This is a genomic window from Asaia sp. HumB, assembly GCF_030263835.1.
Classification (GTDB): Bacteria; Pseudomonadota; Alphaproteobacteria; order Acetobacterales; family Acetobacteraceae; genus Asaia; species Asaia bogorensis.
This window is the reverse complement of sequence record NZ_JARPML010000002.1, coordinates 874,935-896,101: the sequence shown is the minus strand read 5'-3', so window position 1 is coordinate 896,101 and position 21,167 is coordinate 874,935. Positions and strand designations below refer to the sequence as shown.

General features: G+C 54.6%; 22 protein-coding genes and 1 pseudogene. 6 read left to right on the top strand and 17 right to left on the bottom strand.

The features are described from left to right. Positions 1–60: 60 nt before the first annotated feature. Positions 61–456: an MAPEG family protein gene (locus P5689_RS05175; RefSeq protein WP_285532349.1), complete on the top strand. Its 396-nt coding sequence runs from the start codon at positions 61–63 to the stop codon at positions 454–456. A 47-nt stretch (positions 457–503) separates the two neighbouring features. Here P5689_RS05175 and P5689_RS05170 read toward each other — a convergent pair. The 5 genes and pseudogenes from P5689_RS05170 to P5689_RS05150 all read right to left on the bottom strand — a co-directional run bounded on the left by P5689_RS05170 (position 504) and on the right by P5689_RS05150 (position 3,939). Next, positions 504–1,262, bottom strand: a pseudogene (locus P5689_RS05170) (IS5 family transposase). Between the two features lie 105 nt (positions 1,263–1,367). Beyond that, a complete protein-coding gene (locus tag P5689_RS05165) occupies positions 1,368–2,441 on the bottom strand; it encodes an EscU/YscU/HrcU family type III secretion system export apparatus switch protein (RefSeq protein WP_285532348.1) in 1,074 nt (357 codons plus the stop codon). Between the two features lie 35 nt (positions 2,442–2,476). Then, positions 2,477–3,262 carry a flagellar biosynthetic protein FliR gene (locus P5689_RS05160; protein WP_023979284.1) on the bottom strand — a complete coding sequence of 262 codons (786 nt, stop codon included), beginning with the start codon at positions 3,260–3,262 and terminating at the stop codon, positions 2,477–2,479. Between the two features lie 53 nt (positions 3,263–3,315). Next, positions 3,316–3,591 (bottom strand): flagellar biosynthetic protein FliQ, encoded by a 276-nt coding sequence (locus tag P5689_RS05155; protein ID WP_023979283.1) that lies wholly within the window; start codon positions 3,589–3,591, stop codon positions 3,316–3,318. A 12-nt stretch (positions 3,592–3,603) separates the two neighbouring features. Then, positions 3,604–3,939, bottom strand: a complete 336-nt coding sequence (locus P5689_RS05150) for a flagellar hook-basal body complex protein FliE (protein ID WP_023979282.1) — start codon at positions 3,937–3,939, stop codon at positions 3,604–3,606. Positions 3,940–4,255: 316 nt separating this feature from the next. On the opposite strand from P5689_RS05150, the gene P5689_RS05145 reads away from it, so the two are divergent. Then, positions 4,256–4,774, top strand: a complete 519-nt coding sequence (locus P5689_RS05145) for a hypothetical protein (protein ID WP_023979281.1) — start codon at positions 4,256–4,258, stop codon at positions 4,772–4,774. 63 nt (positions 4,775–4,837) lie between these two features. On the opposite strand, the gene P5689_RS05140 is transcribed toward P5689_RS05145, so the two are convergent. Continuing rightward, positions 4,838–5,821, bottom strand: coding sequence for a flagellin (locus tag P5689_RS05140; RefSeq protein WP_023979280.1), 984 nt, complete (start codon positions 5,819–5,821; stop codon positions 4,838–4,840). Positions 5,822–6,160: 339 nt separating this feature from the next. Here P5689_RS05140 and P5689_RS05135 point away from each other — a divergent pair, with 339 nt between their 5' ends. Both P5689_RS05135 and P5689_RS05130 read left to right on the top strand, forming a co-directional pair. After that, the gene (locus P5689_RS05135; protein WP_285532346.1) at positions 6,161–8,488 is read left to right on the top strand and encodes a glycosyltransferase; all 2,328 of its coding nucleotides are present in this window, start codon (positions 6,161–6,163) and stop codon (positions 8,486–8,488) included. 138 nt (positions 8,489–8,626) lie between these two features. Then, the gene (locus P5689_RS05130; RefSeq protein WP_023979450.1) at positions 8,627–9,355 is read left to right on the top strand and encodes a glycosyltransferase family 25 protein; all 729 of its coding nucleotides are present in this window, start codon (positions 8,627–8,629) and stop codon (positions 9,353–9,355) included. A gap of 61 nt (positions 9,356–9,416) precedes the next feature. Here the strand turns inward: P5689_RS05130 and P5689_RS05125 are convergent, their stop codons facing one another. Further along, positions 9,417–10,400 carry a flagellin gene (locus tag P5689_RS05125; protein ID WP_023979280.1) on the bottom strand — a complete coding sequence of 328 codons (984 nt, stop codon included), beginning with the start codon at positions 10,398–10,400 and terminating at the stop codon, positions 9,417–9,419. 884 nt (positions 10,401–11,284) lie between these two features. Here P5689_RS05125 and P5689_RS05120 point away from each other — a divergent pair. Beyond that, positions 11,285–12,130: a hypothetical protein gene (locus tag P5689_RS05120; protein WP_285532343.1), complete on the top strand. Its 846-nt coding sequence runs from the start codon at positions 11,285–11,287 to the stop codon at positions 12,128–12,130. An 81-nt stretch (positions 12,131–12,211) separates the two neighbouring features. Further along, positions 12,212–12,574, top strand: coding sequence for a flagellar biosynthesis regulator FlaF (locus P5689_RS05115; RefSeq protein WP_244442075.1), 363 nt, complete (start codon positions 12,212–12,214; stop codon positions 12,572–12,574). Positions 12,575–12,613: 39 nt separating this feature from the next. Here P5689_RS05115 and P5689_RS05110 read toward each other — a convergent pair whose 3' ends face one another. The 10 genes from P5689_RS05110 to P5689_RS05065 all read right to left on the bottom strand — a co-directional run bounded on the left by P5689_RS05110 (position 12,614) and on the right by P5689_RS05065 (position 21,075). Beyond that, positions 12,614–12,958 carry a hypothetical protein gene (locus P5689_RS05110; protein WP_146926321.1) on the bottom strand — a complete coding sequence of 115 codons (345 nt, stop codon included), beginning with the start codon at positions 12,956–12,958 and terminating at the stop codon, positions 12,614–12,616. A gap of 132 nt (positions 12,959–13,090) precedes the next feature. Continuing rightward, complete coding sequence (locus tag P5689_RS05105) at positions 13,091–13,513, bottom strand: chemotaxis protein CheD (RefSeq protein WP_252849257.1); 423 nt, start codon at positions 13,511–13,513, stop codon at positions 13,091–13,093. A gap of 137 nt (positions 13,514–13,650) precedes the next feature. Beyond that, positions 13,651–14,040 (bottom strand): response regulator, encoded by a 390-nt coding sequence (locus P5689_RS05100; protein WP_023980065.1) that lies wholly within the window; start codon positions 14,038–14,040, stop codon positions 13,651–13,653. Between the two features lie 79 nt (positions 14,041–14,119). After that, a complete protein-coding gene (locus tag P5689_RS05095) occupies positions 14,120–15,148 on the bottom strand; it encodes a chemotaxis response regulator protein-glutamate methylesterase (RefSeq protein ID WP_285533842.1) in 1,029 nt (342 codons plus the stop codon). A gap of 14 nt (positions 15,149–15,162) precedes the next feature. Then, entirely contained in the window at positions 15,163–16,002 is an 840-nt protein-coding gene (locus P5689_RS05090) for a protein-glutamate O-methyltransferase CheR (RefSeq protein WP_031241816.1), read from the bottom strand. After that, complete coding sequence (locus P5689_RS05085; RefSeq protein ID WP_023980062.1) at positions 15,999–16,469, bottom strand: chemotaxis protein CheW; 471 nt, start codon at positions 16,467–16,469, stop codon at positions 15,999–16,001. The genes P5689_RS05090 and P5689_RS05085 overlap by 4 nt, the downstream gene beginning before the upstream one ends. A 39-nt stretch (positions 16,470–16,508) precedes the next feature. Further along, a complete protein-coding gene (locus tag P5689_RS05080; RefSeq protein ID WP_031241813.1) occupies positions 16,509–18,830 on the bottom strand; it encodes a chemotaxis protein CheA in 2,322 nt (773 codons plus the stop codon). Positions 18,831–18,845: 15 nt separating this feature from the next. Next, positions 18,846–19,229, bottom strand: coding sequence for a response regulator (locus P5689_RS05075; protein WP_035444293.1), 384 nt, complete (start codon positions 19,227–19,229; stop codon positions 18,846–18,848). A 2-nt stretch (positions 19,230–19,231) separates the two neighbouring features. Further along, complete coding sequence (locus tag P5689_RS05070) at positions 19,232–19,516, bottom strand: hypothetical protein (RefSeq protein ID WP_285532341.1); 285 nt, start codon at positions 19,514–19,516, stop codon at positions 19,232–19,234. Further along, the gene (locus tag P5689_RS05065; protein ID WP_051757728.1) at positions 19,516–21,075 is read right to left on the bottom strand and encodes a methyl-accepting chemotaxis protein; all 1,560 of its coding nucleotides are present in this window, start codon (positions 21,073–21,075) and stop codon (positions 19,516–19,518) included. The genes P5689_RS05070 and P5689_RS05065 overlap by 1 nt, the downstream gene beginning before the upstream one ends. Positions 21,076–21,167 lie beyond the last annotated feature (92 nt).

Sequence of the window (21,167 nt, the reverse complement as noted above, 5' to 3'; positions counted from 1 at the left end):
GGCTTCCCGCCTGCCGGTCCTGCGTGGTGAAGCTACCAACTGAAGGAAAGACCCCTGATCATGCGTATCGAATTCTATGTCATTGCGGGGCTGGTTCTGCTGGCACTGGTGAACATATTCTGGGCAGGAGCCGCCAAGACGCGCCAATATGGCACGGAATGGAACATGGGCGCACGAGACGGCAAGATGCCGGAATTGCAGCCTGTACCGGCACGTCTGGCGCGCGCGCAGGCCAACCTCTTTGAGACGCTGCCCCTCTTCCTTGCGACGCTGCTGGCGGCTTTGCTTGCAGGTCATGCGGGATGGAAGACGCAATGGGGTAGCTGCATCTATCTGGCAGCAAGAGTGATCTATCTGCCGCTTTATGCCGCCGGTGTGCCTGTTGTGCGAACCATGGTTTTCATGATCTCGCTTCTGGGCCTGCTTCTTACGCTCTGGGCGCTGGCTCTCGGGTAGGCTCTGTCAAAGCATCAAACGCGAATGGGGCTGGCTAGGCTCAGGACTCATAGCCAGAATATGACGGTTGCGGCGAGATAGATGGCCGAGAAGAAGACGGTCGGGCATCTGTCATAGCGTGTCGCGACCCGTCTCCAGTCCTTGAGCCTTCCGAACATGATCTCGATACGATTGCGGCCTTTGTATTTCCGCTTGTCGTATTTTACCGGCTTCCCGCGGGATTTCCGTCCCGGAATGCAGGGTTTGATCCCTTTTTCCTCCAGGGCATCCCTGAACCAGTCAGCATCATAGCCCCGGTCTGCCAACATCCATTGGGCTGCCGGAAGACTGTCCAGAAGGGCAGCAGCACCGGTGTAATCACTGATCTGGCCCGCTGTCATGAAGAAGTCGAGCGGACGTCCGTTCCGGTCGGCGACAGCATGCAACTTCGTATTCATGCCCCCCCTTGGTGCGCCCGATCAGGCGGCCTGACCCCCCCTTTTTACCCGCAGGCTCGACGCCATGCGATGTGCCTTGAGATAGGTCGCATCAATCATGATGGTCTGAGGCTCTGCCTTTCCGGCGGCCAGTCCTTCCATCATGCGGATGAAGATCCCCATAGCACTCCAGCGCTTCCAGCGGTTGTAGAGTGTCTTGTGTGGACCGTATTCCCGGGGCGCATCACGCCAGCGCAGGCCATTGCGGTTTACGAAAATGATCCCGCTCAACACACGGCGGTCATCGACCCGAGGTTTCCCATGGCTATTCGGAAAAAAGGGCCGCAGACGCTCCATCTGCCCGTCCGTCAGCCAATACAGGTCTCCCATCTCCAGTCTCCTTGAGGGAGCCTGAATCACATCATGCCGCTTAAATCAATGGGTCCTGAGCCTAACGACCGATGATACTATCTGAGCGCATGCAAATAGCAGTGTTTATCGCCTCGAACCTGGTGTCTTCAACTTGATGACATAGGCGATGATGGCCGCGACCGGTTTGAAAAACTCTGGCGGTATTTCGGTATCCAGCGGCAATGTGTAGAGCCCGCGTGCGAGAGGGGGGTTGTTGACGATTGGCACACGGGCGTCATCTGCTGCGGCACGAATGCGTGCCGCCAGTTCGTCGGTGCCTTTGGCTACGATTTTGGGTGCGGCCGTGGAATCGCTCTCATATGCAAGGGCTACCGCGTAATGAGTGGGGTTGGTGACAACAACGGTTGCCGTTTTCACCGATTGGAGCATGCGTTGTCGGGCGCGACGCAGCCTCAATTGATGTCTTTTGGCCTTGATCTTGGGATCACCGTCTTCCTGCTTCGTCTCGTCCTTTATATCCTGGTGACTCATCCGTAGCTTCTGGAGGCGACTGTATCGCGTCCATAATTCATCGAGTACAGCGATTAAAACCTGAACAATGAGGATAACGAGGGTGGCGTAGACAAACCAGGAAACGAGCTCCTGTGTCAGCCGACGAATAGTCCATCTCTCCGCTTCAGGGGCGATATGCAGCGTTCCGCGTGCTACGTTGTATAGCACAACACCAAACACTAAAAATTTCGCCAGGCTCTTGAGGAGTTCGACGAGATTTCGGGCACTGAACACACGTTTGACCCCGGCGGCAGGAGACAGCCGTTCCAGATCAGGAGCAAGCGCCTGAGGCCTGAACAGGAACTGTGTCTGGAAGAGACCGAAACCTACGACAGCTGCCATGCATGCCCCACCGAACGGAGCGATCAGGAGGATTCCTTCAGCAAACGCCTGATGGACGATACGCCCGATCGTTGCTGTATCGTCGATCGGGGTGGAGAAGTGCTCCAGCAATCCATGCATATGGGTGACGAAGCGATATCCCGAAGTCGCCCCGGTCATTGAGAATACCGCAAGGAATATTCCCAGCACGAGCAGCATCTGTGTTTCACGCGACTGGGCAACATTTCCCTCTTCCCTTGCTTTCGCAAGGCGGCGCGGGGTAGGGGCCTGTGTGCGATCTTCGCTGCTTCCTTCCTCAGCCATAGACTGGGCGCGAAGTACGAGTTGGGTGGGCTAGGTTATTGGAATGCATGGATGCCAGGAAGCTGAAGAAGTGTTTCCTGCATACGTTCCTGCCAGACGCCAGTGATGACCTGAATCAGGAGAGCGATCAGGAATACGCCGCCCAGAAGCTGGGCAGGCATGGCAATTCCGTAAACCTGAATAGCAGGCATTAGTCGGTTCAGTACGCCGAGAAGCGCAGGCCACAGGGTGCCGACAAGAACGAACGGAGCAGCGTATTGGAGGCCAAGCCTGAAGCTCAATGATACGCTCATGACAGCAGCCTGCGCCATATCATTCAGAAATGGGAATTGGCCCGGCAAGAACACTTTGTAAGAACCTGTGAGCGCGGCGAGGGGCAGGATATACAATCCTGTCGTCAGAAAAAGTACCGGGATGAGGAAAGAGGCCATATGACTGATGGCGGTACTCGAGGCGCCCAAGTCAGGGTCGGGTTGTAAAACACTCGCCAGACCCGTGAAAGTTGCAATGAACTGCATAGCGATGATGAGTGACATCGCGATCAGTCGCGCCATCCATCCGATGAAAGTTCCTATAAGCAACTCCTGCGCAATCATGACGATCAGGAGAGCCGGGCTCTTGAGGGCTGGCGTCACCACGGGGGTGAGCACAGGCTCCAGCAGCGGGACAAGCAGGAAAGAGATCGTAACCGCTATACCTGCGCGCACTGTCATGGGTGATGTGGACTCACCCAGCCCTGGCGCTACCATGACAAGCGTACTGACACGGCACAGGATCATCAGATAGACGGCTACCACATCGGGGGATGGAAGAGCCAACATCTACCTTTTCCGCATTATTCCGAACAACGCCCGCCGTGTCGACATTGCTCTGTTCATGATCCGCCAGCGATGACCATCTGATCGAAAATCTGCATCGCATAATTATGCAGGGTCGCGTAAATAAACGAGCTTGTCAGCATAAGGGCAAGCATTGCAGCGACAAATTTGGGTACAAAAGATAGTGTTGCTTCGTTGACCTGGGTAACTGCCTGGAAAAGCGAGATCAGGATGCCTGCTGCAAGCGAGGCGAGAAGCGACGGGGCACCCATCTTGACCGCTACGAACAGGGATTCCTGCAGGATCTCGTGAATGTCTACCGTATGTTGCATGCCGTTCTGCGTTCAGATCGACATTTTCATTACATCTTGATAGGCTTGCACAAAGCGATCACGAACTGCGGTTACGGTCTGCAGTGTCAATTTTGCCTCAGCGACAGATGTCGCGATCTCAGTCATATCGCCATGCCCTGAGAGACCGGCCGCGGTCTGGGTTTCGGCAACTTTTCCGGTATGCACCGCATCTTGCAGCGCACCACTGAGTGCGTCACTAAAACTTCCGGTACCAATGCTGGAGGTGTCAGCTTGTTTGGCCGGGCCCGTTGCGGATTGCAGGCTACGCTGAACTTCTCCATACGCGTTCATGGCGTCGAAACTACGGGTGGTGACGTCGCTGATCATGAGCCTCTACCGAATCATCTGCCGCAGGGAGGGCAGATTGTTGCCAAGGTCGTTCGTAACGTGAACCGATCATGACAGCAATATCTTTCGGCAGCGTTATCGGTGCGCCCACTGTGACATCACTTTTCCGGCGTCGGGCTTTTGAGGAAATTTGTCGTGTCATGCTTCAGCTGTGCGACTTTTCGGGTATCGTGGCCCAACCATCGAACGAACCTTCACGAAGGATATGAAAGTGGTTTCACCGCGAGGCTTGTTCCTCTCTGCGCGCGCGGTCTTGTGCGCTACGGTACCGTGTCTGGCGACGGGGTTAACAGGAATGTCGGCTCCGGCTTACGCTGGTACAGTGTTGCCCGGGAATGGAGACAGCATACGTTGTCCCTCTGGAGTTGTTCGGATCGCCGAGGTGCAGGCAATTGTCGATTATGTCGGGCAGGAAGCAAAAAACAGGGTGATCGGATCGGCCTCAATCGAGGTGTGTTCTGATAACGAGACAAAATATATAGATATCATAACACGCGGCACGCCTGACGACGTTTCGAACAATGGTCAACAGGGACAGAAAAGCGGGATAGACGGATCAATTCAGATTCACGGCCGTACTGCGCAGCTCAATACCAACGTCTATATTCCGTTGACGGAATCCGATGCCATGCAGTGCAACAGGCAGGAGGAATCACAACCTGACGGCGTTTGTAGACCACATGCCCAAGTGGCCAGTTTTACCGGCACGTGGGTTTTTTCTCTTGGAAAATGGAGGATGTTCCGGACCGGCGCTGAAACCGAAGGGGGTTCGGTCATCGTGGCGGCGCGTATACTCAACGGTCCGGTTGAGTAAGGCTCTAGCTACCCATGGGATGAACAGGCCCCTTGCCGTTGGAGGCGAGGGGCCTTTTTTATTTTACTGGAAGAGTGAGAGGATGTTCTGTGACTGTGAGTTGGCGATGGTAAGCGACTTGATGGCGAGGGACTGCTTGGTCTGAAGCGATGTCAGCTTGGCGCTGGCTGCGGACATGTCTGCGTCGGTCAGGGAGCCGATACCGTTGGTGAGGTTGTCGGAGATGCTTGAGCCGTAGGTGCTCATGTTGTTGATGACGTTGCTGTTCGCACCCAGTGTGGAGGTCACGAAGGTCATGGCCTTGATGGCGGCCTGAACCTGCGAAATCATGTCCGAGACGTTCTTGCTGCCGCCGAGTACGCCACCGGTGGATTCGAACACGTTGGTGGTCGGGTTTGCACCGCTCGTACCGCTGTTTGTGGTGAGGCCCAGGGCGTCGGTCAGGCTCGTGCCAGCGACGCCGCTCTGGAAGAACGAGGAAGAGACAGCCGGTGCGCCGGCGACGCTGGATCCGCCCATATACGAGGCAATAGCCGCGTTGAAGCCTGTGACGGTCGTCTGGTCACCCTGAAGGCCCGTGATGTAGCTCAGGTTGTTGGACGTGATCCCGAGACCATCTTTTGTGCTGCCCGAAATCAGGTTCACGCCGTTGAACGTGGCGTTGCGCGAGATGGTATCGATCTGTTGAAGCAGGCCAGTGATCTGGGTGCCGATCTGGTCGAGAGCGGCCGGGCTGCCCTGGTTGTTGCCAAGGGTGGTCACTGCGTTCTGGACGCTGTTGAGCACGCTGATGATCTGGTTGACGGCTGTGCTGGTCGAGCTGACCGTCTGTGCGGCGAAGGAGAGGCCGTCATTCACAGCGGACTGGCCAGAGACATTGCCCTGCATCTGCTGCGCGATGCCGTAGGCAGCGGCGTTGTCGGCAGCGCTCGAGACCTTGCGGCCGGTCGAGATGGTGTTTTCAGCGTTGCTCAGGGCCGTCTGGGTGGCGTTCAGGGTCTGAACGGCGACCATCGCCGAGGCATTGGTGTTGATCGAAAGGCTCATCGAATTTCTCCTGGTGCTCGCCCAGATATCGGGCCACGCAAGCATCATAAAACCCGAAATGGATAAGAGAAGATTACCAGAATGGAAGAACTCAGATGATACCCGTACAGGCATCACGCTTGATCGGACGACAGACGCTACAGCAAACAGAGATGACCGATACGTCTCATTAACGATCTCAGGGGAAACCATCATCAAGACATGGCGCGCGCTCGAGTGGAGGAGTGTTGTCTCGGCTGTGATCCTCGGTCATACAAAGACAAATCCGACTGTCTTGAGATCCATGTGGCAATGGCCAGACAGCACTTTCACAGTACGAGTCGATACGGAAGCAGGACGATGGTTCTTCGCGTGATCTCCAAAGCAGATGCTGAAACACTGAGAAAGTTCAGAAAAAGAAATCCTGCGGCTGACAATCTGGAAGTGGTACCGTCATTTGACGTGCTCGCACTCGACCGCAGTTATATGGTGGAGAACGGCCTTCTGGATGTTAATATCCGGGCGTCGGACGATCAGGTGGCCGAAATCTTTTCCCATGTCATTCAGTGGAGTCAGTGTGTTGCTGACGGTGTGCCGCGCATAATCTTCAGCGATAAATCATCGATACCAGATAATTTTGAGGAACTGGCGAACGCGCTCTTGCAGACGCTTCCCGAGGATTGGGACCTGATTGTTTGGGGCGTTGATTACAACGGCCTGATGATTGTCAAAATGCCCAATCAGATGGGTGACTGTATCCTCAAATGTGACGACCATCCATCAACCGGCCCTACAGGTCCTCTGGGAGAGCGTAAAACCCCTGCGTTGCTCTTGAAACTGAGCGCGATCGAGGGAATGTCCGGATATACGGTTTCGCCACGTGGCGCATCGATCCTGATGAATTCGCTGCCAATCCGAGAATATAGCTACAGAAGCAAGCTGGCGGGGCGCGAGATGAGGGGCGTCTCTCTCAGCACCCTCTTTTCGAGTTTGATCGAACATGGTGCTATGGCTGCGCATGTCTCATTCCCCCCGCTGGTTGTTGGCCGGCTACCAGAAGACGTTTTCAAGTCTGTCGGAGCTGTCGATGAGTCATTTGACTATGCGTGTATCAATGTCAGGCAGCTTTTCGATGGTTGCCTGAGCAAAAGTGCATGTCGTCCTATCTGTTCGAATGAAGCTGGAGCTTTCCCCAAGCTCATTCATTTTGTCGAGACCACCCCTGAAAAAATCGTCTTTGATGACGTGAATTACTTCTCCGAAAAAAAGCCGCCTGGTATCAGGCCTTTCGGCTTCAGTCATTATATGGCTGTGCTTTCCGCAGCGACTCATCATCCGGGGTTCAGGATTGTCCTCTGGTGCATCGCCGAACGTGAAGGGCCCTATTGGGAGGCAGTAAAGCATATAGCGGATATTGTGATCGTACCTGCGCCGCAGCGTATTTTTGGTAATCCGGTCATGCATCCTGCTCATCAGTCAGATATCATCAGAATGAGTGTCTTGCGGGCATACGGTGGAATTTATCTCGACCTGGATACGATCACCCTCAAAAGTCTAGAACCCCTCCTCTCCGCGACGCAAACTGTTATGGCTCGCGAGCTCATCTCAACAGATCCAAGGGTGGAAGCCGAAAGTCTCGGCAATTCAGTTATACTCTCCCCACCAGACGCCCCGTTCATGGCTGCATGGTGGGACAGCTACAAGCATTTCGACTCCCGGTATTGGGCGCATTCTTCGACAAAGATGCCCCACCTTCTGAATGCAGCGCGACCTGGTCTGGGGGCCATTCTTGCTCCGGAAGCTTTCTTTGTACCTTCCTGGGACCGAGCAGGGCTTTCCTCGCTTTTCGAGCAGGCTGTCGCTTTTCCGGACGCATACGTTTTCCATCTGTGGGAAAGTATGTCGTGGCCAGTCCTAAAAGAAATAGACGAAGCCAATATCTGGTCGCGGTTCGATACCTATTCGCTCGCCTGTCGTGCGATTCTTAGCAACGGCCATATCGAACACCTTGCTGAGCTACGCGATAGGTGCGCTGCATTTCCTCTCGTATCGACTGAAGATCATGGATTGCAATCTGTATTTCAGCAGATTTACAGAAACAATGATTGGGGAAGTTCCGGTCGCGTATATTCGGGGGTTGGGTCAGATCCTGATAAATGTAGTGATTATATAAACTTTATCTGTCACTATATTATACGCAACAAAATCCGGACAGTGCTAGATATTGGCTGTGGAGATTTCCGAGTAGGGGCCGAAATCGCACGGCGTTGCCCGGAAACAATGTTCGTCGCGATGGATCTTGTGCACGAAGTTATTGCTGTAAATAAACGTACCTACTCCAATCTGACGAATGTGCATTTCGGCGTAATCAATCTTGTCGAGCAGGTTCCCGCCGCTGATGGGGATTTGGTTATCGTGAAAGATGTATTGCAACATCTCTCAACTCAGTCGATCATCAAGGCGATCAGTAATATCTCGCGATACCGAGAAATAATTCTGGTTAATTATATGCTGCCTGACTATCCCATCATCAACGAAGACAAAGTTGATGGTAAACATATCCGAGGTGGTCGCCTCGATTTTTCACTTCCGCCTTTTGGCTTCACAACCGAAACATTGGCTAGGTTGATAATCAAGGGTTCTCCGGGCCTTACTGAGGTCGTACGCTATCGTCCGGCAACGGGCTAGATAACGATAGAGCTGACTCCGGGCGCCGCAGGTGGAGATGCGCTTTCGCGGTCCACGTCTTTCATCGACTCGCGGTTATGTTTTCGTGATTCAAAAAGTTTCTGTTCATCAGAATTAGAGTGTGTGGAAACGGAACGTATGAACAAATGGCTTATCACACTCGCACGCACGCCTGAACGACTAGAGGCCTTTCGCCGCGACAATCCCACCTTCACAGATGCACGGATTTTTGAGGCAATCGACGGTCTGAGGCTTGATCGCGCAGTGCTTATTGCGCAGAAGATCCTGGATCCCGCTTTGCAATACAGCGTTGGAGCGCTTGGCTGCGCCATGTCTCATCTCACGATATGGACGAACGCCCTGCAAGAAGGGCAGGGATGCACAGTTTTCGAAGATGATGCGGTCATCAGCGAGAGTTTCGATGAAAAAAGCACTGACCTCTTGGCTACGCTGCCTGAAGATTGGGATCTGGTTTTGTGGGGATACAATACAGATGCCCACCTCACATTTAGAAATGTGGAGACAGGATTTTATTGCACGTCGCGCTTTGATCACGAAAATCTTCTGAAATATAAAGAAGATTTCAGAAAAAAATCGGGGCAGTCATTGCTGTTTGGCTTGCTGCGCGCTCACGGGCTGATTGGTTATTCCATCTCACCCGGCGGTATTTCCAAAATGCTGGCGCATGTTCTGCCATTGCGGCCGATGCAGACATTTTATCCTGGTCTGGAGAAGAACAAGGAAAATACCGGCATCGATGATATGATGGCGGCTTGCTACGACAAGATGCGGGCCTGGGTTGCTTTTCCACCTCTCGTTCTTGCCAAGAACGATGTGGCCAATAGCACTGTGCAGACACTACGTTGATTTTTTAGATGTGCCGTCAGGGCAGGCCCCTTGCCGTTGGAGGCGAGGGGCCTTTTTTATTTTACTGGAAGAGTGAGAGGATGTTCTGTGACTGTGAGTTGGCGATGGTAAGCGACTTGATGGCGAGGGACTGCTTGGTCTGAAGCGATGTCAGCTTGGCGCTGGCTGCGGACATGTCTGCGTCGGTCAGGGAGCCGATACCGTTGGTGAGGTTGTCGGAGATGCTTGAGCCGTAGGTGCTCATGTTGTTGATGACGTTGCTGTTCGCACCCAGTGTGGAGGTCACGAAGGTCATGGCCTTGATGGCGGCCTGAACCTGCGAAATCATGTCCGAGACGTTCTTGCTGCCGCCGAGTACGCCACCGGTGGATTCGAACACGTTGGTGGTCGGGTTTGCACCGCTCGTACCGCTGTTTGTGGTGAGGCCCAGGGCGTCGGTCAGGCTCGTGCCAGCGACGCCGCTCTGGAAGAACGAGGAAGAGACAGCCGGTGCGCCGGCGACGCTGGATCCGCCCATATACGAGGCAATAGCCGCGTTGAAGCCTGTGACGGTCGTCTGGTCACCCTGAAGGCCCGTGATGTAGCTCAGGTTGTTGGACGTGATCCCGAGACCATCTTTTGTGCTGCCCGAAATCAGGTTCACGCCGTTGAACGTGGCGTTGCGCGAGATGGTATCGATCTGTTGAAGCAGGCCAGTGATCTGGGTGCCGATCTGGTCGAGAGCGGCCGGGCTGCCCTGGTTGTTGCCAAGGGTGGTCACTGCGTTCTGGACGCTGTTGAGCACGCTGATGATCTGGTTGACGGCTGTGCTGGTCGAGCTGACCGTCTGTGCGGCGAAGGAGAGGCCGTCATTCACAGCGGACTGGCCAGAGACATTGCCCTGCATCTGCTGCGCGATGCCGTAGGCAGCGGCGTTGTCGGCAGCGCTCGAGACCTTGCGGCCGGTCGAGATGGTGTTTTCAGCGTTGCTCAGGGCCGTCTGGGTGGCGTTCAGGGTCTGAACGGCGACCATCGCCGAGGCATTGGTGTTGATCGAAAGGCTCATCGAATTTCTCCTGGTGCTCGCCCAGATATCGGGCCACGCAAGCATCATAAAACCCGAAATGGATAAGAGAAGATTACCAGAATGGAAGAACTCAGATGATACCCGTACAGGCATCACGCTTGATCGGACGACAGACGCTACAGCAAACAGAGATGACCACTGGTTTGCCGGACAGACTTTGATGAAGGCATTGTTGATTTCGATATGGCGCAGCAAGGTGCCTCGATCACCGGTATCGAGGCGATAGGGTTTCCTGCCGATTGGCATGTCTTATGATAGGCAGCCCACACACCATATCGCGAACAGCCCGGTTCGGTGCGCTATTGAGGCCATCATCATGGTTACACTGCATGGTTTGAAGCTACGATTGATGCGCTATTCGACTGCTCTCGTCAGAATGCTGGCTCGGGGGGCTGGATGTGCAGCGCCTGAGACGACCAAGACTTGTGGTGCGGTGAGGGCTCTAATCTGGAATTAGCTGTCTTGAGTCCGTCGTTGCGTGGAGGGCCTTGCATCGAGAGGCGCCGAGACAGCAGGTCTCGCATCACGATCCCTATTGGAGCGCGGCCTCATCGCGGGTGCCCAGTCTCAACCCTCTCTTTGCCAGGTGCGAGACGGGCAAGGTGAGTGTGGCAACTCTTCGTGATAAAAGTGCTTGCCAAATCGGGCAGGCATAACTATTACGTGATACGAATGTTATCGATATTTTGACCTTTAACGGGCAAAGTATCATTGCAGGACGAATTTAAATATATAAACTAATTTAGCTAAATAGTTAGTGTATATATAGGATTATTTTTTCTTATCTGTCTATTTGAATTTTGGGTTTCTTGGTCATGCCGCGAATTCCACTTGGGCGTCTACTCCATGTGTCGACCATCTTTATGACACTAGCGCTTGCGATGAATGTGCATGCGCTCGCCAGTCGTATGGGTGAAGATGACCGCAGCATCCAGCCTGAAAACGCCGATACAGCAAATCCGACTGCCAAGCTTCAGGCACCACTTCCCAAACCTCATAATAAGCAGCCTTCGGTATCTGCGGCTTCGGCGAATACAGAAGGGTGGAAGACCATCCCTGTGACATCGGAAGGGATCCGAGCTGACGACGATGCAATTCCGGTCGACGCCGCGTTCCTGAAGAACGATGGTCCTGCTGCATCCTGTATCGGCATATCCTGTGTGCCGGGTGGTGCTACGGGGGTGACAGATACACCGACCACAGATGAGGCCCAGGCTGAGCTGGTAAAGCGTTTGCTGTCGCACCAGGGATCCATAGAGGATGAACGTCGCAAGCTTGAGGAGCAGAAACACGTTCTGGACTCGGCACGTATCGTTCTTGAGGAGAAGATGCGCGCCATTGATAATTCGATGGCCGAACTTGCTGAAAAGCAGGCGCAGCATAAAGAGATGATGGTCGCAGAGACCTCGCGTCTCGTGAAGATCTACGAGGAAATGCCGCCGAGAGAGGCCGCTGCGGTTTTCAATATCATGGATATCCACGTGCTCGTGTCGATTGCAAACAGCATGAACCCGCGGAAGATATCAGCGATCATGGGATACATGTTTCCCGAGCGGGTCAACACAGTGTCGCAGTATCTGGCTGGCGTACGTAATTTCCACCTTAACCGGAGTGGTCCTGACAGCGTGGCTGGTCATGCGAATAGTGTGGGCACACTCTCATGGCTCCCAAGTGTAGGCTCAGATCATCCACCTGTTCCGAAAGAGTAGATCCTACGCATAGGATCTTGATGTTCAGCCTGACTGAGATAGTAGAGTTAATCACCACCGACCTGCCGCAAGGGCTGAAAAATGAACGCCATGCACCCTGGATTACGCGCCTATAAAGCAGTCGCAGAGACAAGCCTGTCCGGTAGAGAAGCGGAGGTGGTCGCTTTCACGATGATGCTCGAAGAGTTGCAAAATGCAGAGGCAGACGCGAGCTTGCGCGCCAAAGCTCTCGATCGACACCAGAAATTATGGTCGCTTATCATGAAGGCCAATATCATCGACAGCGGCCATACGCCGGATGATGAACGGGCGTTGATTGTAAACCTTGCAGACAAAGCTCAGAAATACGGGATTCAGGCTATCCTGAACGAGGAGCTGACTCTATTTCCCCTTATTGATATTTCCCGGGATGTGCTTGACGGATTAACAGGAGTGACGGGCTGATCAACAGCCCGAGCACACTGATCAGACCAGAGATAACTTTCAGAAGAAATCTATTTCGCCGGCGGCGGCTGGTGGAGGGGCATTCCTGCCTGTAAAGAGACCCTGCACGCTTCCAAGTTGGACATCTTTGAGAAGATCTTCGAGATTCAGCTGTGTGTCATCATCACGGCACGCAGTGTGCATGAAGTTGCGTAGTATGATAGTGATTGCGTCGACAAACTGAGTCGCGTGATCGAGCTTCTGCAAATTTCTGATCTCGCTTTCATGAAAACTCATATTAAGCGCGGATCTCTCGATAGCTGCCTGCACACTCAGCAGATCGCCATGTGTGATAACCAGTTGTGCAACGATATTGGATATGAATTCGCGAGGCTCGGTGTTCATCGATTGCATGAATCCCAAATAGCTTAAGCTGGGAGGTATTTCCCGTAGATTGGCAGGCGCGTAAAAACTCTGAACCTCATTTGCTGCGACTGGAGGGGGTGTCGCGTCAGCACCTGGACGATCGGCGATCTTTCAAAATAGCTCGACATGGGTCTTGTCGTCAGTTTTCCACTTTCTTTCGAAAGCGGCTTCTTTCTTGTTATAGGCCTGCTCCTGAACACCGATTGCGCGGCCGTCCTCGACAAGATTTTGCTGTGCGCGCCCGGTGGCTGGCCAAAAGCGTATGCGTCTCGCCTGTGTGCCACCCAGACTTTGCGCGACGCAGGATATTCTCTCGTTTGCGAGGTATCCCACCACAAAGAGGCTGTTTTCCTGACCGATCTTGCCTAAGGAAGGCACGATCGCGGCGCCTCCAAATGCCTTGCACAAAAGGCGGTCTCTCTTGCCGCCAGAAGTCAGAATGCCGTTTATCAGCTTTTCCATAGCATTCACCCCAAAACGAAGGGCTGTGCTATTGTCGCATCCTTCTCCTGTAGGAAGGAGAAAGTGGTTCATGCCACCTATCCCGGCAAGTGGATCGTACATGCATACGGAGATGCACGATCCCAGCAGGGTGGTAAGCAGAGTGTCAGCCCCCCCGGCAACAACGACATCACCCTGAATAACGGTTTGGGTAAGCATTTGCTGTTGCATCAGGTGATAGGTCCGAAGACCTTCTCCAGTACTTCGCGTAGCTTGGCGACGGTATAGGGCTTTGCGAGGAAATTGTTCACGCCCGCTTTGATTGCCTCTTGTACGAGATCACGACTCGCTTCGCTCGTGAGAATGACAAAAGCTGTTTTCTGTGTCTTGGGATTTTCTCGCACTGCGCGAAGCAATGCGAGGCCGTCCATGACAGGCATGTTGAAATCCGAGATCACCAGGTGGGTGGGATTCTGCCCCAGATACTCAAGTGCCTCCTTGCCGTCCTTGCGCTGGGCCACTTGCGTGAAACCAAGCTGGGCAAGATTGTTGGCTAGAACCTGACGGATAGAAGCCTGGTCATCGACAATCAGAGCTCGAATTTGAGAGGCTGCGGGCATATCGGGTCCTTAGGGCTTCACGCTGAGAGAAGGTAATGTGACAGGTTTTGATAATTGGCGAATAAAGCGGATCATGGTGTTAACGTACCCGAGCGGTCATCGCGGCGTGGCTGATCTGATTGAGCGGCACGATCTGCGCCGCTGCCCCGATTTCAGCAGCGACGCGGGGCATTCCGTACACCACCGAGGTCGCTTTGTCCTGCGCAATTGTCCATGCCCCTGAACGGCGCATCGCTAGCAACCCTTCTGCACCATCCTGCCCCATACCTGTCAGAATGATGCCGAGCGCCGCCTTGCCCACCTGTTCCGTAACCGAGTCGAACAGCACGTCGACAGATGGAGTATGTCCGTTGACGGCGGGACCCGTATGCAGTCGTGTTGTGACGGTTCGAGCGTTGAGGGTAACCGTCACATGATGAGAGCCACCGGGCGCAATTCGGACATCGCCCCTTCGCAGGACTTCGCGATCCTGCGCTTCGCGTATCGATAGCGCCTCTATTTTCTTATCGAGACGGGCAGCGAAACTTGCTGTGAAAAATGCTGGCATATGCTGACATATGACAATGGGTGGGCTGTCAGGAGGGAACCCGCTCAAGACCTCCTCAAGCGCCTCGACGCCTCCGGTCGATGAGCCTATGGCGACAACGGCAAAATCCTGAGACCAGACAAGGCGCTCAGGTGTCGATGCTGGCAGCTTCGTCTCTTTGGCGCGTGTTTCCGGCTTGGACTTTGCCGCCTGGCGGACGATCCCTGGCAGGCCGGCATAGGCGTTGACTCCGGGTGCGGATGACATTGCCTTGGGAAAACAGTCGAAGGCACCCATCTGCAAGGCAGTAAGTGCCAGTTCGGCATTCCGTTGTGTCAGGCTCGAGACCATGACGACCGGGATCGGTCGCAACCGCATGATCTTGTCCAGGAACTGTAGTCCGTTGATATTCGGCATTTCGATATCAAGCGTGATGACATCAGGCTGGTCCTTAATAATCATATCCTTGGCTTCGAGGGGATTGGAGGCTTCGCCTGTGATCAGCAGATCAGGATGCCCCTGAAAAGCATGGCGTATCATCGCGCGCGCCGTCCGGGAGTCGTCAACTACAAGTACTTTCACCGGGGGGGACAAACCTAGCCCTCCTTTTTGTATATGGTCGGTGCAATATTGATCAATCCGCACTGCGCAGCATTGGCGACGCGTTCCGAATGACCGACATAAAGAAAGCCACCCGGCTCGAGGCGTTCGGCAAGACGAGCCCATAATGCTTCGCGCGTCGTATCATCGAAATAGATGACAACGTTGCGGCAGAAGATGACTGAAAAGCTGCCGCGGAAAGGCCATCCAGCATTCAGATTAAGGACCCGGAAGGTTGGAAGGGCGCGCAACGAGGCGCTCATGCTTGCCGAACCGCCGTGGTCCTCAAGATAGAGAGAACGTTCCCGCTCCGGAATCCCCTCGAGTTCGTCGCGAGCGTAAATGCCTTCGGCGGCACGGGCCACGACTTCACTGTTGATGTCTGTCGCCAGAATGCGGAAATCAAAGGACCCTATTTCCGGAAAGCTTTCGAGCGTCGTCATGGCGATGCTCCACGGCTCCTGCCCTGTCGAGCAGGCCGCTGACCACATACGTATCTTCTTTCCCTGACGAAGCAACGGAATCAGGGAGGGCATGACTTCGGTGCGCAAATGTTCGAAGTGATTCCGCTCACGAAAGAAGCCCGTTACGTTCGTTGTGAGAGCGCAGATCAGCTTTTCGAGCTCGACCGTGCCGGCGGGGCTGGTGGCAAACTGCAGATACGCCTCGAAGCTACCCATCTGCATTTCGCGCACACGTCGCGACACACGTGCATAGACGAGCGCCTTCTTGGTGTCTGGCAGGCAGATACCAGCTTGCTCTTGTGCAATTCCCTGCAGACGTCGAAAATCGGAGTCTGTATATTCAGGGGCAGTGAGGGTGATGGAGGCGGTCATTCTTTGGGCGATTCGCCAACAAGCTGTTTGACGACCGTATCAAGTTTCAGAATTCCAATCATCCGGTTATCGACCAGCACCAGACCGTGCAAGCATCCACCCTCATCGGAGGTCGGCTGGATATCAGTCGATTTGATATCAGCGAGATCAATGACCCGGTCCACCAGGAGGCCATAAACCACACCGCCTCTTGATTCGACGATGACAACGACACGCCGAGCATTTTCCAGTTCCGGAGCAATGTTCAGGTAGGCTGCGAGATCGATAACGGTCAGGATAATGCCGCGCAAGTTGATCGCACCGCACACGTAAGCGGGGGCAAAGGGCAGGGTTGTGGTTTTTTCGAAACCTCTGATTTCGCGTACGCTAAGGATGGGTATGCAGTATTCTTGTGCACCGACTGCGAAAACGATCATCTTGATCGACGAGACACCGGGCCCTTCAATGGTTGTCAGTTGTTCGGTCATCGGAGGTTCCTGATTGATACTGAGCATGTTCATGAAGATCTAGGCTACCAGCTCGGACAATCCGAGCATCGATTTGTTGTCTGTCTGGCTGAGTGCTGCTGCGATGAGGGCCGAAACGTCCAGAATGAGCGCAACGCTTCCATCCCCGAGAATTGTTGCGGCCGACACACCGAAAATATGGCGATAGTTCTTTTCCATGCTCTTGATGACGACCTGCGTCTGACCGCAGATCTCATCAACAATGAGTGCTGCGCGGCTGCCCGACTCATTTTCGACCACAAGCACGACAGCGCCTTCGAGCGTCTCCTGCTTGCGTGGCGCGGCAAGACCGAGAGTCGCTGCGAGTGGCAAAAGCGGGATACATTCACCGCGCTTCGAGATGATACTTGTACCATCTGGCAATGCGTAAACATCGCCTTCACTAACGATGATGGCTTCAGAGACGGCTGAAATCGGGATGACCATTGTTGTTTCGGCGGCGTTGATAAGCATCCCGTCGAGAATGGCAAGGGTGAGGGGAAGGCTGAGACTGAAGGTTGTCCCTTTGCCTTGCACACTGCTGATCACTACGCGGCCACCAAGGCTCATGATAGCCTGCTTGACCACGTCCATTCCAACCCCTCGACCCGAGAGATCCGAGACTTCTGAGGCCGTTGAAAAGCCTGGGGTAAAGATAAGGTTGTTGATCTCGTCTTCGCTCAGGGTTGCGTCGTGTGGGATGATTCCCCGCTTCACCGCCGTCTCGAATACACGCTGGCGATTGACGCCCGCGCCGTCATCCTTGATCGTGATCAGAATGCGTCCCGAGCGGTGCTCGGCGGAGAGTGTGATATTTCCCTCGGATGGTTTGCCCGCGGCCAAGCGATCTTCGATAGACTCTATGCCGTGGTCGACGGCGTTTCGCAGCATATGCGTGAGCGGTGCCGCCAGCTTTTCGATCAGGGTGCGATCAACTTCGGTGTCCTCTCCCTCCAGCTCGAGATTGACAACCTTGCGCGTCATGGCGCTAGCCTCGCGCACGACGCGTTGCATCCGCTGGAAGACGCTCCGCACCGGCTGGGCGCGCACAGACATCACGGCATCCTGTATGTCCCTTGTAAGGGTTTGCATGCCTTCAATGCTCTGTATCAGCTCATGATGGCCGGATACGGCGCTCTTCTGGCAAAGTGATTGCACCGCAGCTTGGGCGATGACCAGTTCACCTACGAGATCCATAAGATCGTCCACGCGCGAAAGATCGACACGGATGGATGCTGTCTCGGTCTTGCGTGTCCCACTCACCGCAGCGGTGGAAGGCTCTTCTTCCCTCAGCGTTTGCGCAGTCGATGCAAGAGCTTCAAGAATTTTCTCTGCTGGAGGACGGATGTCGACCGCCGGTAACTGGGGTGCCTGCTCATCATCCGCATGTACTTGCGGGATGATTGCGAGATCGGCGCCTGAGGGCTGAGCGGGCTGCTCCTCAACGCTGACAATCGCACCCTCATCCGAATCAGGAGTTATATCAGCCTCCGGGTACGCCTTGGGCGCCTCCGTCGGGATAGAATTTTTGTCGTCCTGACTGATCGTAAATGTGCAGCTGTCAACGACCCAATCGAAAACATCGCGTATTGCTGCCTCTTCGACCGTAAGAGGCAACAGGATCTCCCAACTGAGATAGGATTTTTCAGCATCTATCGCATCGAGATCAGGTAAAGAATCTGTCTTGCAAGTGATCAATGCCGTCTCGCTCTTGCTCTTCGCAAGATTCGATAGCGCGGTCAGGATATTCCGCGCATCGTCACCGCAGTGATACATCTCATCATGGGGGCGGAAAGAAACGCACCATCTGGCCGGTATTTCACTTTCTACAGCCTCAACGCTGAAATCGTCGTCGAAGCTGAAGGCGACAGGCTCGAATTCCATAGGGACGGGGCAGAAGCTGTCCTCGATGGCCCCTGCATCTGTGGCCTGGCTCGCCTCGGTATGGCCAGCCCCGGAGGCATTGACACGCTGGAGTTCGCCCAGGTTCTCGTCAATGCGAACGGCATCGACTGCCACGCCTCCGCGGGCCTCGACGACGAGGTCGCTCAGAACATCCATGCTTTTGAGGAATACGGCAATGACGTCGCGTGTGGGGGCGATCCGGTCCGACCTCACACCGTCAAGCGAGTTCTCATACACATGAGCGAAGCGGACCAGATTCTGAAGGCCGAACGAAGCGGCACCGCCTTTGATGGAGTGCACGGCACGGAACACCGCATTGACTGTATCCGCCTCCGCACGATCTGCATCGAGCGCAGACAACCCTGTTTCCAGCTCCTGCAGCTGCTCTTCGCATTCCTGAAAGAAAATCTCCAGGATTTCGTCCATGTCTGAGCTCATGCTGATCCTGCTTCTCTACTCTGTGACGCGACGTATGGCGGAGACAAGGCTTTCGGAGTTGAAGGGTTTTATGATCCACCCGGTTGCGCCGGCGGCTCGGGCACGAGCCTTCTTTTCCTGGTCGCTTTCAGTTGTGAGAACGATAACCGGCAGGTGACGGAAGGGTTCAAGCCCGCGCACCGTCTCGATCACGCCGAAACCATCCATACGGGGCATGTTGATGTCGGTAATGATGACATCCGGCGCGGGGGTCGCTGCTTCGAGAACGCTGATACCCTCCACACCATCATTCCCCTGAATAACGTCGTATCCAGCGCCTTCCAGGGCTGTCCGGAGCATACTCTGCATCGTTCGGGAATCATCAATCGTCAGAACGCGCACAGTCTTTGAATCGCTCATGTCTAGGTCTCGCTGGATGTTGTGCGGGGTTCCCGCAGGAGGAAAGGCACACCGAAGAGTGCCAGAGCTTCAGCCATCTTTTCGGATGGGTTGATAATCTCGCGTTTGCCAGCAAGGAGAATCTGGAGGCAAAGACCTCCGAGATAAGTGACTTCCGATCCATCCAGGGGAGTGCCATCATCCACAATGAGATCATCGCGCAGCGCTGCGGCAGCCTTGGTGTCAAGGCGCGCAGGAAGCATGATATGATGAGGCATCGTCTCCGGGGGCACAGGTATGACGGACATCAGAAATCCTCCCAGCCCTGGTCAGAAGACGTCACTTGCAAAGCAGGCCTGGGAACTGCCGCCTGTTTGGCAGGTGCGGGGGAAGGGGGCTGGGCCGGATTTTTTACCACCGGAGGGACGACAGCAGTCCTCGTTGTGACGGCTGGTTTGACGACCGGCGGCCTGGCCATTGGCGGTTTGGGAGGAGATGTTTTCGGCTTCGCGTTTGTATCCACGTGGAAGCGTCCGAGCGTTTCTGAAAGAGTGCGGGTCTCGGCGCTCAGGTTATGGCTGGCGGCTGTAGCCTCTTCCACCATGGCTGCGTTTTGCTGGGTTACCTGGTCCATTTCGTTGATCGACGTCGTGACCTCTACGAGACGCGCTGCCTGCTCTCGCGTTGTGACCGTAAGGCCATCAATACGCTGGGCTATATTCGAAACGCTTTCGGAGAAATCGCTGAGATATTCACTCGTGCGCTGAACGAGAGTTACGCCCTTGTCGACCTGCTCTGCGGAAACAGATATGAGACGTTTGATCTCATTCGCTGACTTGGCCGATTTCTCTGCAAGTGACCGTACTTCCTGCGCCACCACGGCAAAGCCGCGTCCTGCGTCGCCCGCTCGCGCAGCCTCGACACCAGCGTTCAGCGCGAGAACATTGGTCTGGAATGTAATTCCGTCGATGACGGAAATGATCTCGCTTATTGCTGTCGAGGATTTCTGAATGCCGACCATTGCAGCATTGGCATCCGCCATGATTTCTGTTGCGAGCTTGACCTTGTCGAGCGTTTTCTTGGTCTCGAAGCTGGAATCGGAACAGACATCGGCAGTTGTCTGAATGCCGTTGCTGATCGTACGTACCGAGGCAGCCGCCTGGCCAAGATTCTCAGCCTGACGCTCCGTTCTTCTGGCGAGATCGTCCGAGGCCGTGGAAATCTCTGCAGCCCCGGTCGTAATGAATTCCGAGCTTTTTGCCATTGTTTGCAGGATATGTTTCCAGCTTTGGCACGCTTCGTTGAAAGCCTCGCGGATCGGCGCGAATTCCCCCTCAGCCGCCTCGGCCGGAATGCGGCAATCCAGATTGCCCTGCGCAACGGTTCTCAGTGCAGATACGAGGGTCTCCGCCCCTGACGCGACGCTTTTCTGCCTGTTGGCAGCGGTGCGCTTCAGCTCTTCAATCTCTTCGCTCATATGCTTGTGAGCGGCCGCCCGGTCAGCATCGTCATGCGTTTGGTTGTGAAGGCGCTCCAGTAGATCCACAAGGGAGCCGCTATCATCTCTGAAGCCAGTGTAGCGCGTGCGCGTGCGTGTGTCTCCACGGAGGAGGGCTTCCCCCATATTAAGGATTGCCTCCACCGGCACCGAGATTGTCTGGTTGAGTATCTGCCATCCTGCAAAAACAGCTGCCGCTGTGATCAGTGTGAGTGGCAGCAGGAAAGAAAAGGCGACTGACGTCAGGGGCCCGGCGAGAAAAGCAGCGACTTCGCCGAGCACGATCGCGGCGAGCAGGATTTCGGAGCAAAGCATGACCGTACCAATTTTGGACCGGAATGATGCTTCTCGATACAGCCAGGTTTTCATTTTTTCCTACTCTGCGATCGTAAGTAAATTATATGAAATTATTGTTTCGATAGTCATTTATGATGAGTGGCGGGCAAAGTGTCTTTTCGATC

Excerpts from the sequence above, each read along its gene's own strand:
- P5689_RS05090 (WP_031241816.1), bottom strand. The coding sequence starts at position 16,002 with ATGACCGCCTCCATCACCCTCACTGCCCCTGAATATACAGACTCCGAT.
- P5689_RS05165 (WP_285532348.1), bottom strand. The coding sequence starts at position 2,441 with ATGGCTGAGGAAGGAAGCAGCGAAGATCGCACACAGGCCCCTACCCCG.
- P5689_RS05105 (WP_252849257.1), bottom strand. The coding sequence starts at position 13,513 with ATGAACCACTTTCTCCTTCCTACAGGAGAAGGATGCGACAATAGCACA.
- P5689_RS05160 (WP_023979284.1), bottom strand. The coding sequence starts at position 3,262 with ATGTTGGCTCTTCCATCCCCCGATGTGGTAGCCGTCTATCTGATGATC.
- P5689_RS05175 (WP_285532349.1), top strand. The coding sequence starts at position 61 with ATGCGTATCGAATTCTATGTCATTGCGGGGCTGGTTCTGCTGGCACTG.
- P5689_RS05080 (WP_031241813.1), bottom strand. The coding sequence starts at position 18,830 with ATGAGCTCAGACATGGACGAAATCCTGGAGATTTTCTTTCAGGAATGC.
- P5689_RS05115 (WP_244442075.1), top strand. The coding sequence starts at position 12,212 with ATGAACGCCATGCACCCTGGATTACGCGCCTATAAAGCAGTCGCAGAG.
- P5689_RS05070 (WP_285532341.1), bottom strand. The coding sequence starts at position 19,516 with ATGTCCGTCATACCTGTGCCCCCGGAGACGATGCCTCATCATATCATG.
- P5689_RS05110 (WP_146926321.1), bottom strand. The coding sequence starts at position 12,958 with ATGAACACCGAGCCTCGCGAATTCATATCCAATATCGTTGCACAACTG.
- P5689_RS05125 (WP_023979280.1), bottom strand. The coding sequence starts at position 10,400 with ATGAGCCTTTCGATCAACACCAATGCCTCGGCGATGGTCGCCGTTCAG.
- P5689_RS05135 (WP_285532346.1), top strand. The coding sequence starts at position 6,161 with ATGGTTCTTCGCGTGATCTCCAAAGCAGATGCTGAAACACTGAGAAAG.
- P5689_RS05075 (WP_035444293.1), bottom strand. The coding sequence starts at position 19,229 with ATGAGCGATTCAAAGACTGTGCGCGTTCTGACGATTGATGATTCCCGA.
- P5689_RS05085 (WP_023980062.1), bottom strand. The coding sequence starts at position 16,469 with ATGACCGAACAACTGACAACCATTGAAGGGCCCGGTGTCTCGTCGATC.
- P5689_RS05065 (WP_051757728.1), bottom strand. The coding sequence starts at position 21,075 with ATGAAAACCTGGCTGTATCGAGAAGCATCATTCCGGTCCAAAATTGGT.
- P5689_RS05145 (WP_023979281.1), top strand. The coding sequence starts at position 4,256 with ATGTCGGCTCCGGCTTACGCTGGTACAGTGTTGCCCGGGAATGGAGAC.
- P5689_RS05155 (WP_023979283.1), bottom strand. The coding sequence starts at position 3,591 with ATGCAACATACGGTAGACATTCACGAGATCCTGCAGGAATCCCTGTTC.
- P5689_RS05100 (WP_023980065.1), bottom strand. The coding sequence starts at position 14,040 with ATGCCCGCAGCCTCTCAAATTCGAGCTCTGATTGTCGATGACCAGGCT.
- P5689_RS05150 (WP_023979282.1), bottom strand. The coding sequence starts at position 3,939 with ATGATCAGCGACGTCACCACCCGTAGTTTCGACGCCATGAACGCGTAT.
- P5689_RS05130 (WP_023979450.1), top strand. The coding sequence starts at position 8,627 with ATGAACAAATGGCTTATCACACTCGCACGCACGCCTGAACGACTAGAG.
- P5689_RS05120 (WP_285532343.1), top strand. The coding sequence starts at position 11,285 with ATGACACTAGCGCTTGCGATGAATGTGCATGCGCTCGCCAGTCGTATG.
- P5689_RS05140 (WP_023979280.1), bottom strand. The coding sequence starts at position 5,821 with ATGAGCCTTTCGATCAACACCAATGCCTCGGCGATGGTCGCCGTTCAG.